Origin of the sequence: Micromonospora sp. NPDC047753, assembly GCF_040642735.1 — a bacterium.
GTDB lineage: Bacteria > Actinomycetota > Actinomycetes > Mycobacteriales > Micromonosporaceae > Micromonospora.
The window spans coordinates 1-13600 of sequence record NZ_JBEYSL010000154.1; the positions used below are offsets into that span (position 1 = coordinate 1).

Below are 13600 nucleotides of genomic sequence, written 5' to 3' on the forward strand. Positions count from 1 at the left end.
GCCCGCCCAGGAGGACCCGGCCAGCGGCTGGGGCGGCGCGGCGCAGGCCAACCCGCCCGCAGCCGACTGGCGGGCGACCGAGTCTCCGCAGTCCGACGCCGCACCGCAGGCCGCCGGCTGGTCCGGCGGCGCCCAGCAGGAGCAGGCCACCGGCAACGGCGGCTGGCCCGCCGCCGGCGCCGCCCGCGACGACCAGCCGGTGTGGACGCCGGCGGAGCAGTCGCCACCGGCCTGGGGCCAGCCCGCCGAAGCGACCGAGCAGCCCGCCCCCGGCTGGGGTCAGGCCGCCCAGCCGAGCCCGGCCCGTGGCGCCGCCCAGGTCCCGGCCCCGACGACGAACTGGCCCGGGCAGGACGATCCGGCCAACTCCGGCGGGTGGGCCGCGCAGCAGCAGGCGCAGCCCGCATCGTGGAACGACGGCAACGACGCGCGGCAGGACCAGCCCGCGCAGCCGGCCGCCTGGGCCGAGGCCGAGGGCCGTCCACAGCAGCCCGACTGGGTGCTCCCCCAACCGGAGCAGCCGACCGAGCGGCCGGAGCAGGCAGGGTGGACCCCGGCGGAGCCGAGCAACCTCCCCGCCCGTGCCAGCGCCAGCGTGCCCACCAGCGGCGGCGCGCCCAACTGGGCCGCCGGCCCGGACAACGCCGCCCAGGGCAACTCCGGCGGCGTGCCGGAGGCCGAGCCGTGGGCCCCCGGTGAGGTGTGGGGTCGCGCGGAGGCCGAAGCTTCCGCCCAGTCCCGTGGAGGCTGGGAGGCTGACCGCGGCGACGAGGCACCGGCCTACCAGCCCGGGCCCGCGCCGGGCATCTCGCCGGCGAACGCGGTGCCGCTGCCCCCGCAGGAGCAGCGCGTCCCGGGTGCCAGCCTGGCTGCCGTCCCGCCGTCCGACTACACGCCCCAGGCCCAGTTCGCTCCGATCCCCGAGCAGCCCGCCTACGCCGAGCGGGAGACCCCGGACGCCGCCGCGCAGTACGGTGGCCGCCCCGAGGACGTCTCCGCGAGCGGCGCGGTGGTACCCGCCCCACGCACCTCGCCCGAGTCCGGAGCGGGCCGCGCGGTCGTACCGGTGTCGGACGCCGAGTCGGCAGCCGGCGCGGCGGCCCGGGCCACGGCGAGCGCCTCGGTGCCGCTGGCAAGCCGGGTGATGCCCCCGACCGACCAGGCCATCCGACCGACCGGCACGGCCAACCCGCAACCCAGGGTGTACGGCCGTCCGGCACGACCGGAGCCGGAGGCCGAGCCGGAGCCGGAGGCGTTCCAGGGCGACCCGGGCACCGACCGGCAGGGTGCTCCGGAGTGGCAGAACGACGCGCCACGACAGGCCACGCCCGACTGGCAGCACGAGGAGCAGCGGCAGATCGCTCCCGACTGGCAGAACGACGCGCAGCGGCAGCAGCCCGCGCCCGACTGGCAGAACGACGCGCAGCGTCAGGCTGGGCCCGGCTGGGGCGGCGAGCCCTCGGCCGATCCGCGCTTCGACGACCGGCAGCCCGCACCGAACGCGTTCAACGAGGCGCCGCCGGCGTTCCCGCCCGGTGTGCCGTCCTTCGTCGACGCCCCGGGCAACAACAGGCCGGTGAACGGCACCCGCCCGCACTCCGGTGCCGAGCCGTCGGCGGACCAGTTCGGCGGCCCCGGGGCGTCTGCCGCCGGCACCGCGAACGGAACGGCGACCTTCGGTGCGCCGAACTTCGGCGGCCCGGGATCCGGCGCGCCGGGCTACGGCGGGCCGGCGACCGAACCGGTGCCCGGCGGCGGTTTCCCGCCGTCGTTCCCGCCACCGCCGCAGCCCGCGTCGTCCTGGGGCCAGGAGGCCGGCCAGTCGGACCAGGGCCGGTTCGACGCGTTCAAGCCGGACGCCGTCGACGAGCCGAAGGTGGAGCCACCGACGCCGAAGGTACGCAACGGCCGGGTGCTGGCCGCGGTGCTGATCGCCGCGATGCTCATCCTGGCGGTGCCGCTCGGCCTGCTGCTTCTGCTCGGCAAGGTCGGCGGGAACGACACGCCGGCCTTCGACCCGGCGGTCGGCACCTGCGTGAAGCAGTCCGGGCAGGCCGGCGCGTCGGCGGCGGACTGCGGCGAGGCGGGCGCGTTCACGATCGTCTCGAAGGTGGACGCCAAGGAGAAGTGCACCGACACGACGCAGCCCCACGTGGTGTTGCCGGGTGAGGGTGCCAACCGGGTGCTCTGCCTGAAGCCGGCCGCGAAGTAGCCGCACCGACGGCGGGGTCACGGGCAACCGTGGCCCCGCCGTCGTCGTACCCGCAGGTGGTACCGAATCTCGCCCCCTCCGGCCGGGCGCGGGCCGGTGGTCAGGCACGATGGGTGCATGAGCGCACGAGTACGGGCTCCCGAACTGCGCGGTCGGGGCTGGCTGAACACCGGTGGACGCGACCTCAAGCTCGCCGACCTTCGCGGCAAGATCGTAATCGCGGATTTTTGGACGTTCTGCTGTATCAACTGCCTGCACGTGCTCGATGAGCTGCGCCCGCTGGAGGAGAAGTACGGCGACGTGCTCGTCGTCATCGGCGTGCACTCGCCGAAGTTCGAGCACGAGAAGGACGCCGACGCGCTCGCCGCCGCGGTGGAGCGGTACGGGGTGCACCACCCCGTACTCGACGATCCCGAGATGGACATGTGGCAGCAGTACGCGGCCCGGGCCTGGCCGACCCTGTCGGTGATCGACCCCGAGGGTTACGTGGTGGCCACCATGGCCGGCGAGGGGCACGCCGAGGGGCTGGCCCGACTGATCGACGAGTTGATCACCACCCACGAGGCCAAGGGCACCCTGCACCGGGGCAACGGCCCGTACGTCCCGCCGCCGGCACCGGAGACGGCGCTGCGCTTCCCGGGTAAGGCGGTGGTGCTGCCCAACGGCAACCTGCTGGTCTCGGACTCGGCCCGACACTCCCTGGTCGAGGTCGACCCGGACGGCGAGACGCCGGTGCGTCGGATCGGCTCGGGCGAGCGCGGCCGGGCGGACGGTCCGGCCGCAGCGGCGACGTTCTCCGAGCCGCAGGGCGTGTGCGTGCTGCCCACGCACGTCGCCGAGGTGGCCGGCTACGACCTGGTGGTGGCCGACACCGTCAACCACCTGCTGCGCGGCGTACGACTGGAGTCCGGCGAGGTGGTCACCGTTGCCGGCAGTGGGCGGCAGTGGCGCGCTGAGGTCGACGACCACGCCCACGACGCGTTCGCCGTCGACCTCTCGTCGCCGTGGGACCTGGCCTGGTACGACGACAAGCTGATCATCGCGATGGCCGGCATCCACCAGCTCTGGTGGTTCGACCCGATCAAGCGGACCGCCGGCATGTACGCCGGCACCACAGTGGAGGCGTTACGCGACGGCCCGCTGGCCGAGGCGTGGATGGCCCAGCCGTCGGGGCTGTCCACCTCCGCCGACGGCACCCGGCTCTGGGTGGCCGACAGCGAGACCAGCTCGATCCGGTACGTCGAGAACGGTGTGCTGGGCACCGCCGTCGGGCAGGGCCTGTTCGACTTCGGGCACGTGGACGGCCCGGCGGAGTCGGCGCTGCTCCAGCACCCGCTGGGCGTGTGCGCGCTGCCGGACGGCTCGGTGCTGATCGCGGACACGTACAACGGTGCGGTGCGCCGCTTCGACCCGGCCAGCAACCAGGTCTCCACCGTCGCCGACGGGTTGGCGGAGCCGAGCGACCTGGTGCTCACCCCGTCCGGTGAGGTGCTGGTGGTGGAGTCCGCCGCACACCGGTTGACCCGGCTCGCCCCCGGTGCCCTGTCGGCGGCGGGTGCCAGCACTGTGGACGGGCCACGGCACCGCACCGAGCGCAAGCCGACCGACGTCGCCGCCGGCGAGGTCACCCTGGACATCGTCTTCACCCCGGCGCCGGGGCAGAAGCTGGACGAGACGTACGGGCCGTCGACCCGGCTGGTGGTCTCCGCGTCCCCGCCGGAACTGCTGGTGGACGGTGCCGGCACGGGCACCGAGCTGTCCCGCCGGCTGGTGCTCAACGGCGAGGTCACCGCGGGGGTGCTCCAGGTGACAGCGCAGGCGGCGACCTGTGACGCGGACGTCGAGCACGCGGCGTGCCACCTGACCCGGCAGGACTGGGGCGTACCGGTCCGGGTGGTCGACGGCGCCGTGACCCGGCTGCCGCTGGTGCTTCGCGGCCTGGACGCCTGACGCGATTCGGAGGGGCCCGGCTGGGCCCCTCCGGTCAGGCGAACGGGGCCAGTGTGATGTCGGCGTCGATCAGGCTGGCGCGGACGAGCTCGGCGGCGGAGACCGCGCCGGGGGTGTCCCCGTGCAGGCAGATCGAGTCGACCGAGCAGGGGATGACAGTGCCGTCGACAGCCACCACGCTGCGTTCGGTGGCCATCCGCGCCGCCCGTTCGGCGATCTGCTCGGGGTCGGTGATCACCGCGCCGGGGGTGCCGCGCGGCATCAGCGCCCCGTTGGGCAGGTAGGCACGGTCGGCGAACGCCTCGGCAACCACCGGCAGGCCGGCACCCACGGCGAGTTGGGCGAGCGTCGAGCCGGGGAGGCAGAGTACGGGCAGCTCCGCGTCGTAACCGCTGACGGCGGCGACCACCGCCGCCGCCTGGGACTCGTCGGTGCTGGCCGCGTGGTAGAGCGCGCCGTGCGGCTTCAGGTACCGGACCCGGGTGCGGAACAGCCGGCAGAACGCGTCCAGCGCCCCCAACTGGTAGGTCACCTCGTCGCGTAGCTCGGCGAAGTCGTACGCGATGTGCCGCCGGCCGAAGCCGGCCAGGTCCCGGTAGCCGACCTGCGCGCCCACCGCGACCCCGCGTCGCGCGGCGCCTTCGCAGACCCGCCGCATTGTCGACGGGTCGCCACCGTGGAAGCCGCAGGCGACGTTGGCGGAGGTGACGAGGCTCAGCAGTGCCTCGTCGTCACCGAGTCGCCAGATGCCGAATCCCTCGCCCAGGTCAGCGTTGAGGTCCATGGAATCTGACGGTAGTACCTGGCCGGGCCTGCGCGAGCGGGGTCACGTCGGTGACCACCCCGATGACGGGGTATCCACCGGTGGTCGGATGGTCCGTGAGGAAGATCAGGGGTTGTCCGTCCGCCGGCACCTGCACCGCCCCGAGCACGATGCCCTCGCTGGGGAGTTCGCCGGCCACCGCGCGGGGCAGCGCCGCGCCGGCGAGCCGCGCACCGACCCGGTTGCTCACCGGGCTGACGGTGTACGCGCTGCTGAAGAGCCGGTTGAACGCGGTCGGCGTGAACCAGTCCTCGCGAGGACCGGGACCCAGCGTCAGGTGCAGCTCTTCCGGCGGCGTGGGGCACACGGTCACATCCACCGGTGCCGGGGTGCCGACCGGATCACCGAGCGGCAGCAGGTCACCGTCCCGTAGCCGGGGCGGGCCGAGCCCGGAGAGGGTGTCGGTGGCCCGGCTCCCGAGCACCGGTGACACGTCGATGCCGCCCGCCACCGCCAGCCAACTCCGTACGCCCCGACGGGCGGGACCGATCCGCAGTACAGTCCCGGCCGGCACGCTGAGCGGGCGTCCCGTGTCACCGGGCCGGGCACCCGCCTGGACAGGAACCTCGGTGCCGGTGACCGCCACCGTGGCGGCCCGGGTCAACCGCACTGTGCAGCCGGTGAGAGTGATCTCCAGGCCGGCCGCGTGCTCCGGATTGCCGACCAGCCGGTTGGCCAACCGCAGGGCACCCGGGTCGAGGGCGCCGGACCGGGGTACGCCCAGGTGCGCCCAGCCGGGCCGGCCCAGATCCTGCACAGTGGTGAGCGCACCGGCGCGGATCACCTCGATGGCGGCCGGGCGGGTCACGCCGCCACCATCCGCACCGTGGTCCCCGGACCGAGTCGGGCCGGCGGGTCCGCGGCCACGTCGAACAGCACCAGGTCGGTCCGACCGACCAGCAGCCAGCCGCCCGGGGAAGCGCCCGGGTAGATGCCGGCGTACGGGCCAGCCAACGCGACCGAGCCGGCCGGCACCCGGGGACGGGGCGTGGCGAGGCGGGGCAGCGCCAACTCGGCGGGCAGCCCGGTCAGGTAGGGGAATCCAGGGGCGAATCCGCAGAAGGCGACCCGGAACCGGGTACTGGTCAGTTTGTGCCGCACTGCCGGCACGTCCACGCCCCAGTGCTCCGCCACCGCCGCCAGGTCCGGCCCGTCGAAGGTGACCGGCACGAACACCTCAGCCGCGTCGTCGGCCCCGTCTTCGGCTGTGGCGTCACGGAGGTCGGCTGCGCCTCGGGCCCCGGCGACGGTGGACGCCCAACGGGTCAGCTGCTCGGTCGTGGTGGCCGGGTCGGGCAGGCCGTCGAGTAGCACGGTCCGGGCCGCCGGCACGATCTCCACAGCGATCAGATCGCCCCGCTCCCGACGCCGCCACAGCTCGGCCCGCCACGCTTCGACAAAGGCGGCCTCGGCTTCGGGGGTGTCGGCGGGGGCGGTGCAGTCGAGTAGCAGGGCGTGCGCCCCGACGGGTCGGATCCGCATCCGCTCATCCTCGCCGATGCCGTGCCGATCCGGTGTTCACGTTGACGGTGCCGGGTGTCACCAACGCCACTACTTACAAGTAACCTACGGTGCCGTAACCTGACTGGGTGACCACCTCCGCCCCGCTTCGTCTGAAGCCGGTCGACATCGGTAAGCCCCGGATGCGCGGCTGGCTGCACACGTACGCCTTCTTCGTCGCCCTGGTCTGCGGCATCGTGCTCTGCTCGATCGCCGCCACCCGACCCGGGTGGGCACCTTTAGTGAGCTGCCTCATCTACAGCCTGACGGTCTGCGGGCTCTTCGGTACGAGCGCGCTGTACCACCGCCGCGTGTGGTCGGAGCGCGGCTATCAGGTGATGCGCCGGATGGACCACTCGATGATCTTCGTGTTCATCGCCGGCACGTACACACCGCTCTGCGCGATGCTGCTCGCGCCCCGGCCAGCCACCGTGATGCTGGCCCTGGTCTGGGGTGGCGCACTGGCCGGCGTTGCGGTCAAGGTGGTCTGGCCGCACGCGCCACGCTGGGTGTCCGCGCCGCTCTACCTGGCGCTGGGCTGGGTGGCGGTGGCCATGCTCCCGGAGATCCTGCACGGGGGCGGCGTCGCGGCGCTGGTGCTGCTGATCGTCGGCGGCGCGATCTACAGCGTCGGCGCGGTCTTCTACGCGTTGCGCCGACCCAACCCGTGGCCGACGGTCTTCGGCCACCACGAGTTCTTCCACGCCTGCACCCTGCTGGCGGCGCTCTGTCACCACATCGCGATCTACTTCGCGCTGTTCGCCTGACCCAATGATCGTGCTCGATCAAGGATGTAGTGGCCTCGCTCGCATTCGAAGGCACTAGTTCCTAAATCGAGCACGATCTTCACCCGATCACCGCCTCCGGGATCAGGCCCACACTTCAAGATGGCCGGGTAGCGGGGTGCTGGCGGTCCCGTCGCGCACACGCGAGCCGGGGCGCACACGCGAGCCGGGGCCCCGCGACGCTGCGGGACCCCGGAGTGTGTGGGCGAGGATCAGACCGGTCGGCCCGGCCGACGCACCTCGCGGTACTCCTGCACGACCTGGTTGTCCTGGACCGGCACGACCCGGTCGGCGACCACGCGCTCCTCGCGAACCGGCGCGGCCACTACCGGGCGGCGGCGGCTGTTCCAGAAGTAGAGGGTGGCGAGCAGGCCGGCGACGCCGGCGAGCATCAGCACCCAGCCGACCACGGCCAGGTCCAGCCAACCCAGGTCGGCCTCCACTGCGAACGCGAAGATCGCGCCTAACGCGATCAAAAAGATGCTGCCACCAATGCCCATGTCTCGCTCCTCGGCTCTAACCTGGCGTACGTCGCGCCGCGGCCGTCGGTAGGGGTGCGGCATCCATCGACTTACCCAGGCACGGAGATCGCCAATCGGGCAAGCTGGGGGCATGACGGACGCCGACCCCGACACACGGACACTGGTGTTGCTGCGGCACGCGAAGGCCGAGCAGGGCAACGACGCGGCGGACGACGCGGAGCGGCCGTTGAGCGCACGCGGGACCGCCGACGCGGCTGCGGCTGGGGCCTGGTTGGCGCACCAGGGGCTGCTGCCCGACGTGGTGATCTGCTCGACGGCCCGACGCACCCGCCAGACCTGGCACGGGGTGGCGATGGGGATGACCGGTTCACCGCCGGAGGGTGGCCCGACCGGTCCTCGCCCGACTGTCCGTTATGAGCCGGGTGCGTACGACGCGCACCCCGAGGAGTTGTTGTCGCTGGCCCGCACTGTGGACCCGGCGGCCCGCACAGCCTTGCTCATTGCCCACAATCCGGGCATCTCGCTGCTCTCCGCACTCCTCGACCCCGAGGGAGTGAACGACGAGGGTCTGCGCACCGCCGAGCTGGCGGTGCACCGCTGCCCGCTGGGCTGGGCGGAGTTGAGCAGGGCGGGAGCGCCGCTCACGGCTCGGCACACCGCACGCGACTGAGCCACCCGCCGATCCGACGGGTGGCTCAGGGGTACGCGTTGTGCCGGGATCAGGACGGCGGCGCGGTTGGTGGCGGCGGGTCCGGCGGTGGCGGCATCATCGCCGTCGGATGAGACAGCCGGTTCTCCTCCACGATGAGGGTTCGAGCCCGCTTGCGCCGGTCCTGCCAGAACCAGACAGTGGTCAGCAGTACGGCCAGCCCGGCCAGGATGAACACCCAGCCGACGGCGCGTACGTCGATCCACCAGACGTTGGCTCTCAGCGCGAAGGTCAGGATCGCGCCGATCGCGATGAGAAAAATGCCGCTTCCTACACCCATGTGCGCTGCACTCCCCCGTGCGGTGGCTCTGGGCGTTCCCTTTCGAGGTCACGCGACGGTTACCCGCCACGGCAGCGGCATACCCGACCGGGCGCGGTCAATCCGTGCCCACCGTCGGGTCGAAACGGCGGCGGCCGACGGGGCGTCATGCCCCGCCGGCCGTCGGTGCCGAGTGGTGCGACCCGGCACAGGACCTAGAAGGCCTCCTCCGGGAGGTCCATGATGTCGAGGTCGGCACCCTCGATGATCCGCCGGTCGGCGCCGATGCGGGGCAGCACCTCACGTGCGAAGAATCGGGCAGCGGCCACCTTGCCGGTGTAGAACGCCTTGTCGCTGGCGGAGACCTCGCCGGTCAGCGCCTTCAGCGCCACCTCGGCCTGCCGCTGCAGCAGCCAGCCGACCACCAGGTCACCGATCGCCAGCAGGAAGCGCCGGCTGCTCAGCCCGACCTTGTAGAGGGCGCGGGTGTCGCCGCCCTGCGCCTCGCCCAGCCAGCCGGTCATCACACCGAGGATGTTCTGCACCTCGCCGAGCGCCTTGCCGAGCGCCTGCCGCTCCTCCTTGAGCTGGCCGTTGCCCGCCTCGGTGGAGATGAACTCCTGGATCTCGCCGGCGACCGCCATGAGGGCCTTGCCGTTGTCCCGAACGATCTTGCGGAAGATCAGGTCCAGGCTCTGGATGGCGGTGGTGCCCTCGTACAGGGTGTCGATCTTGGCGTCCCGGACGTACTGCTCCAGCGGGTAGTCCTGGAGGAACCCGGAGCCGCCGAAGGTCTGCAGGGACTCGTGCCCCAGCATCTCGTACGCCCGCTCCGAACCGACGCCCTTGACCAGCGGCAGCAGCAGGTCGTTCACCCGCTTGGCCAGCTTGGTGGCCTTCTCGTCGCCGGCCGCCTCGGCGATGGCGACCTTGTCCTGCCAGGTGGCGGTGTAGAGAACCAGGGCACGCAGGCCCTCGGCGTACGACTTCTGCAGCAGCAGCGAGCGGCGCACGTCCGGGTGGTGGGTGATGGTGACCCGCGGCGCGGTCTTGTCCGCCTGCTGGACCAGGTCGGCGCCCTGCACCCGGTTCTTCGCGTACTCCAGGGCGTTGAGGTAGCCGGTGGAGAGGGTGGCGATGGCCTTGGTGCCGACCAGCATCCGGGCGTACTCGATGATCATGAACATCTGGCGGATGCCGTCGTGCTTGTCGCCCAGCAGCCAGCCCTTGGCCGGTACGCCGTGCTCGCCGAAGGTCAGCTCGCAGGTGTTGGAGACCTTCAGGCCCATCTTGTGCTCGACGTTGGTGGTGTAGACGCCGTTGCGCTCGCCCAGCTCGCCGGTGGTCTCGTCGAAGTGGAACTTCGGCACGACGAAGAGCGACAGGCCCTTGGTGCCGGGGCCACCGACGCCTTCCACCCCCACCGGACGGGCCAGCACGTAGTGCACGATGTTGTCGCTGAGGTCGTGCTCACCCGAGGTGATGAAGCGCTTCACGCCCTCGATGTGCCAGGAGCCGTCCGGCTGCTGGATGGCACGGGCACGGCCGGCGCCGACATCCGAGCCGGCGTCCGGCTCGGTGAGCACCATGGTGGAGCCCCACTGCTTGTCGATGAAGAGCTTGGCCCACCGCTTCTGCTGCTCGTTGCCCTCGACCTCCAGCACGTGCGCGAAGGACGGGCCGGAGGCGTACATCCAGATCGGGGCGTTCGAGCCGAGCACCAGCTCGGCGAGGGCCCACCAGAGAGCGCGGGGGGCGTTGGTGCCGCCCAGGTGCGGCGGCAGGTCCAGGCGCCAGAACTCGGAGTCCATGAATGCCTGGTAGGACTTCTTGAACGACTCCGGGAGCGGCGCGGTGTGCGTGGCCGGGTCGAACACCGGCGGGTTGCGGTCGCTGTCCGTGTAGCTGGCGGCCAGGTCCTCGCGAGCGAGGCGATCAAGCTCGGAGAGGAAACTGCGGGCGGTGTCGGCGTCGAGTTCGGAGTACGGTTCCTGGCCGAACGCCTGGTCCGCCCCGAAGACCTCGAACAGGTTGAACTCAAGGTCCCGCAGGTTGCTCTTGTAGTGGGTCATGCTCGCTGGCCCCGCTTCCGGACAGGTGTTACCGATCAGTAACCCCGACTGTATTACTCGCGGGTAGGCAGCGACAAGCGGATCACCCAAGTGACGGCCATTACACACCTGCGGGCGCGACCGGGCGGCTCAGCTCTCGGCGGCGCCGACCTCCCAGCTCGGGACGGCGACGGCCGCGCCGGCGCGGGCACCCACGTACTCCATCAGGACCAACGCGATGTCGTCGTCGAGCCGACCGTGCACCCACTCGACCAGGGCGGTCTCCAGCGATGCCAGCCCGTCGGCGACAGTGCCATGGCCGAGCAGTCGCCAGGCCCGGTCGGCGGTCGGGAAGAACTCACCGTCCCGCCGCGCCTCGCCGAGACCGTCGGTGAACAGCAGCAGCCGGTCCCCGGGCTCCAGGCGCTCGACCCGGGGGCGGACCACCGGCATGAACCCGAGCGGAGGCGCCGGGGCCGGCGGTTCCAGCGGGATCACCGCACCTCGGCGTAGCAGCAGCGGTGGCGGATGCCCGCAGTTGACGATCGTGAGGGTGCCGCCACGCTCCTCGACCAGTGCCGCCGTGACGAAGTCCTCGTCGCCGACGTTGCGGGCCACCGCGCGGTCCAGGTCGGCGACGACGGCCCGCAGGTCGGCCCGCTCGTACGCCACGTGCCGGTAGGAACCGAGGACGATGCTGGCGAGCCGGACCGCGTCCAGGCCCTTGCCCCGCACGTCACCGATGATCATGCGGACGCCGTAGGGCGTGTCGATCGCCTCGTACAGGTCGCCGCCGATCTCGGCCGTCGCGGTGGAGGAGATGTAGCGTCCCGCGACCGAGAGCGTGCCGACCTGCGGCCCGAGCGGGCGTAACACCGCCTGCTGGGCCACCGAGGCGAGCTTGGTCAGCTCCACGATCCGCTCGGCCTGCCGCTGGCGAACCCAGGCCACCGCCACTGCCATTCCGGTGACGAGAGCGACAGCGACAACGTTGGCCGAGGTGGCCAACGAAACCTTCGGCGCGAGCAGCGCGAAGCCGGCGCCGATCAGTGTCGCCGCGACGCCCACCCCCAGGACCACCAGCCAGGACGCCAGGGCGGCGGCGAGGACCGGCGCGGCCGCCAGGAGCGCGACGTAGTGCACCTTACGGCCGTCCGCCGCCTCCACCGCCGAGACGATCGCGAGCAGAACGAGGGCCGCGCCGAGGCCGGCGCGGGATCCGGGGCTCAGCGGGCGACGGCCCGACTGGAGGAGTCGCGTGGGTACGAGGGACAGTTTGCCTGATCCACGTGAACCGGTGAATGAACCTGACCCGTCGTCTGAGGAGGTTCTGTCCGGCCGGCCCAGTCGGCCGACCGAATCGGCGTCGCCGCTCCCGCTCAGCCGAGGACCTCGTAGCGGACGGTGAGCGCGCCCACGTCGACCGAGGCGATGCTGGCGAAGGCGGCCCGGGAGAGGTCCAGGCAGCGGCCGTCGATGAACGGGCCACGGTCGTTGATCCGCACCGTCACCGACTTGCCGTTGGCCGGGTTGGTCACCCGGACCTTGGTGTTGAACGGCAACGTCTTGTGCGCGGCGGTCAGCGCGTCGGGGTTGAACGACTCGCCGTTGGCGGTGAGCTGCCCGTCGGAGTAGAACGAGGCGCCGCACGAACCGCTCTCCAGCACCTTCGCCGCGGCCGTGGTCTTCTTGACGGTCGGCTTCGGCTTGGGCTTCGGCGACGTGGTGCGTTCCCTGCCCCGGGAGGCGGCCTGCTGCGACCGGGTCGCCGACGGGCTGGCGGTCACGCTGGGCGAGGCGCTGACGCTCGGGGTGGCGGCCGGGGAGCTGGGGGTGAGGCTGCTCGCGGCGGTGGTCGGGGTGAGGTCGAGAGCCACCTGCCCGGACTGGTCGGGGCCGGAGACCAACTGCACGGCACCTACCGTGCCGCCGACGGCGAGGGCGACGCCGACCGCCGCGGTGGCCACGATGCCCGCCGGGGAGGAGAAGATGCGGGTACGAGAGTGCTTGCCTGCCACCGGCCCGGTCCTTTCGTCGTCTGAACAAACCGGATCGGACCGTAACGAGAGAAGCACTTCCGAAGTCAACGTGATCATGGTGGTATGCCCGCATTTGCACAGGTACGTGTAGCCGATCATCCGACCCGGGGTGGGCCGGCTGGCCCGGGTGCCGTCGCGCCCGCCGCCCGTGCCGCAGGATGAGCGGATGCCCGCCGATCTGACCGAACGCCTGGCCGCCCTGTTCCAGTGGATCGACCCCGGCCCGGGCACCAGTCACCTGGTCAGCGACATCTCCGGTTGGTGGCGGGACCCGGCGGTGCTGGCCGAGCTGGGGCCGGCCCTGGTGGCGCCGTACCGGGCCGCCCGGCCAACGGTGGTGCTCGCGCCGGCCGTCACCGGGCTGCTGCTCGGGCCGTTGGCCGCCACCGCCCTCGGGGTCGGCTTCGTGGCCGCACACAAGCCCGGTGACGGACGCCTGCCGGCCGGGCCACTCACCTGGGCACAGAGCCCACCGGACTACCGGGGTCGACGGGTGGACCTCGCCGTACGGGACCGCCACCTCGGCCCCGACGACCGGGTGCTGGTGGTGGACGACTGGGTGCGTACCGGCGCGCAGCTGCACGCCCTCTACGACATCTGCGCAGCCCGGGGCGCCGAGGTGCTGGGCACCGCGGTGGTGGCCGTGGACTGCCCGCCCGAGATCGCGGCCAACCTACGGATCACCGGCCTGATCGACGCCGCGGATCTGCCCTGGAGGACCTGGTCGACGCGATCGGCGTGGACGCCTCCCGGTATGCGTTGGCCCGCTACTCCAGCGACTCCCCGATCG

At 72.4% G+C, this 13600-nt stretch carries 12 protein-coding genes and 1 pseudogene; 5 read left to right on the forward strand and 8 right to left on the reverse strand.

What is annotated here, in order from left to right; genetic code table 11:
* Positions 1 to 2212, forward strand: a 2212-nt coding sequence (locus tag ABZ749_RS15440) for a hypothetical protein (protein WP_357227991.1), incomplete at its 5' end; no start/stop codon positions are given.
* A 117-nt stretch (positions 2213 to 2329) separates the two neighbouring features.
* Positions 2330 to 4162 carry an NHL domain-containing thioredoxin family protein gene (locus tag ABZ749_RS15445; protein WP_357227994.1) on the forward strand — a complete coding sequence of 611 codons (1833 nt, stop codon included), beginning with the start codon at positions 2330 to 2332 and terminating at the stop codon, positions 4160 to 4162.
* 34 nt (positions 4163 to 4196) lie between these two features.
* On the opposite strand, the gene ABZ749_RS15450 is transcribed toward ABZ749_RS15445, so the two are convergent.
* Genes ABZ749_RS15450 through ABZ749_RS15460 form a run of 3 tightly spaced genes read right to left on the reverse strand, consistent with a single transcriptional unit; the run spans position 4197 to position 6467 of the window.
* Entirely contained in the window at positions 4197 to 4946 is a 750-nt protein-coding gene (locus ABZ749_RS15450; protein ID WP_357227997.1) for a 5-oxoprolinase subunit PxpA, read from the reverse strand.
* On the reverse strand, positions 4930 to 5793 hold the full coding sequence (locus ABZ749_RS15455; RefSeq protein ID WP_357227999.1) for a biotin-dependent carboxyltransferase family protein: 864 nt from the start codon (positions 5791 to 5793) through the stop codon (positions 4930 to 4932). Before ABZ749_RS15455 ends, ABZ749_RS15450 begins: the two co-directional genes overlap by 17 nt.
* Complete coding sequence (locus ABZ749_RS15460; RefSeq protein WP_357228001.1) at positions 5790 to 6467, reverse strand: allophanate hydrolase subunit 1; 678 nt, start codon at positions 6465 to 6467, stop codon at positions 5790 to 5792. Before ABZ749_RS15460 ends, ABZ749_RS15455 begins: the two co-directional genes overlap by 4 nt.
* Before the next feature lie 107 nt (positions 6468 to 6574).
* On the opposite strand from ABZ749_RS15460, the gene ABZ749_RS15465 reads away from it, so the two are divergent.
* On the forward strand, positions 6575 to 7252 hold the full coding sequence (locus ABZ749_RS15465; protein ID WP_355004642.1) for a hemolysin III family protein: 678 nt from the start codon (positions 6575 to 6577) through the stop codon (positions 7250 to 7252).
* 230 nt (positions 7253 to 7482) lie between these two features.
* Here ABZ749_RS15465 and ABZ749_RS15470 read toward each other — a convergent pair whose 3' ends face one another.
* On the reverse strand, positions 7483 to 7770 hold the full coding sequence (locus ABZ749_RS15470) for a DUF6458 family protein (protein WP_350854835.1): 288 nt from the start codon (positions 7768 to 7770) through the stop codon (positions 7483 to 7485).
* A gap of 112 nt (positions 7771 to 7882) precedes the next feature.
* On the opposite strand from ABZ749_RS15470, the gene ABZ749_RS15475 reads away from it, so the two are divergent.
* On the forward strand, positions 7883 to 8422 hold the full coding sequence (locus ABZ749_RS15475) for a histidine phosphatase family protein (RefSeq protein WP_357228005.1): 540 nt from the start codon (positions 7883 to 7885) through the stop codon (positions 8420 to 8422).
* Positions 8423 to 8471: 49 nt separating this feature from the next.
* Here the strand turns inward: ABZ749_RS15475 and ABZ749_RS15480 are convergent, their stop codons facing one another.
* From ABZ749_RS15480 to ABZ749_RS15495, 4 genes are all read right to left on the reverse strand, one after another.
* A complete protein-coding gene (locus ABZ749_RS15480; protein ID WP_030487564.1) occupies positions 8472 to 8741 on the reverse strand; it encodes a DUF6458 family protein in 270 nt (89 codons plus the stop codon).
* A 194-nt stretch (positions 8742 to 8935) separates the two neighbouring features.
* On the reverse strand, positions 8936 to 10792 hold the full coding sequence (locus tag ABZ749_RS15485; protein WP_357228008.1) for an acyl-CoA dehydrogenase: 1857 nt from the start codon (positions 10790 to 10792) through the stop codon (positions 8936 to 8938).
* A gap of 129 nt (positions 10793 to 10921) precedes the next feature.
* Positions 10922 to 12046, reverse strand: coding sequence for a PP2C family protein-serine/threonine phosphatase (locus ABZ749_RS15490; protein ID WP_357228014.1), 1125 nt, complete (start codon positions 12044 to 12046; stop codon positions 10922 to 10924).
* 104 nt (positions 12047 to 12150) lie between these two features.
* Positions 12151 to 12789 carry a septal ring lytic transglycosylase RlpA family protein gene (locus ABZ749_RS15495; protein WP_357228011.1) on the reverse strand — a complete coding sequence of 213 codons (639 nt, stop codon included), beginning with the start codon at positions 12787 to 12789 and terminating at the stop codon, positions 12151 to 12153.
* 187 nt (positions 12790 to 12976) lie between these two features.
* Between ABZ749_RS15495 and ABZ749_RS15500 the strand changes: the two are divergent.
* Positions 12977 to 13522: pseudogene (locus ABZ749_RS15500) on the forward strand (phosphoribosyltransferase family protein); the annotation flags it as partial.
* Positions 13523 to 13600: the final 78 nt, after the last annotated feature.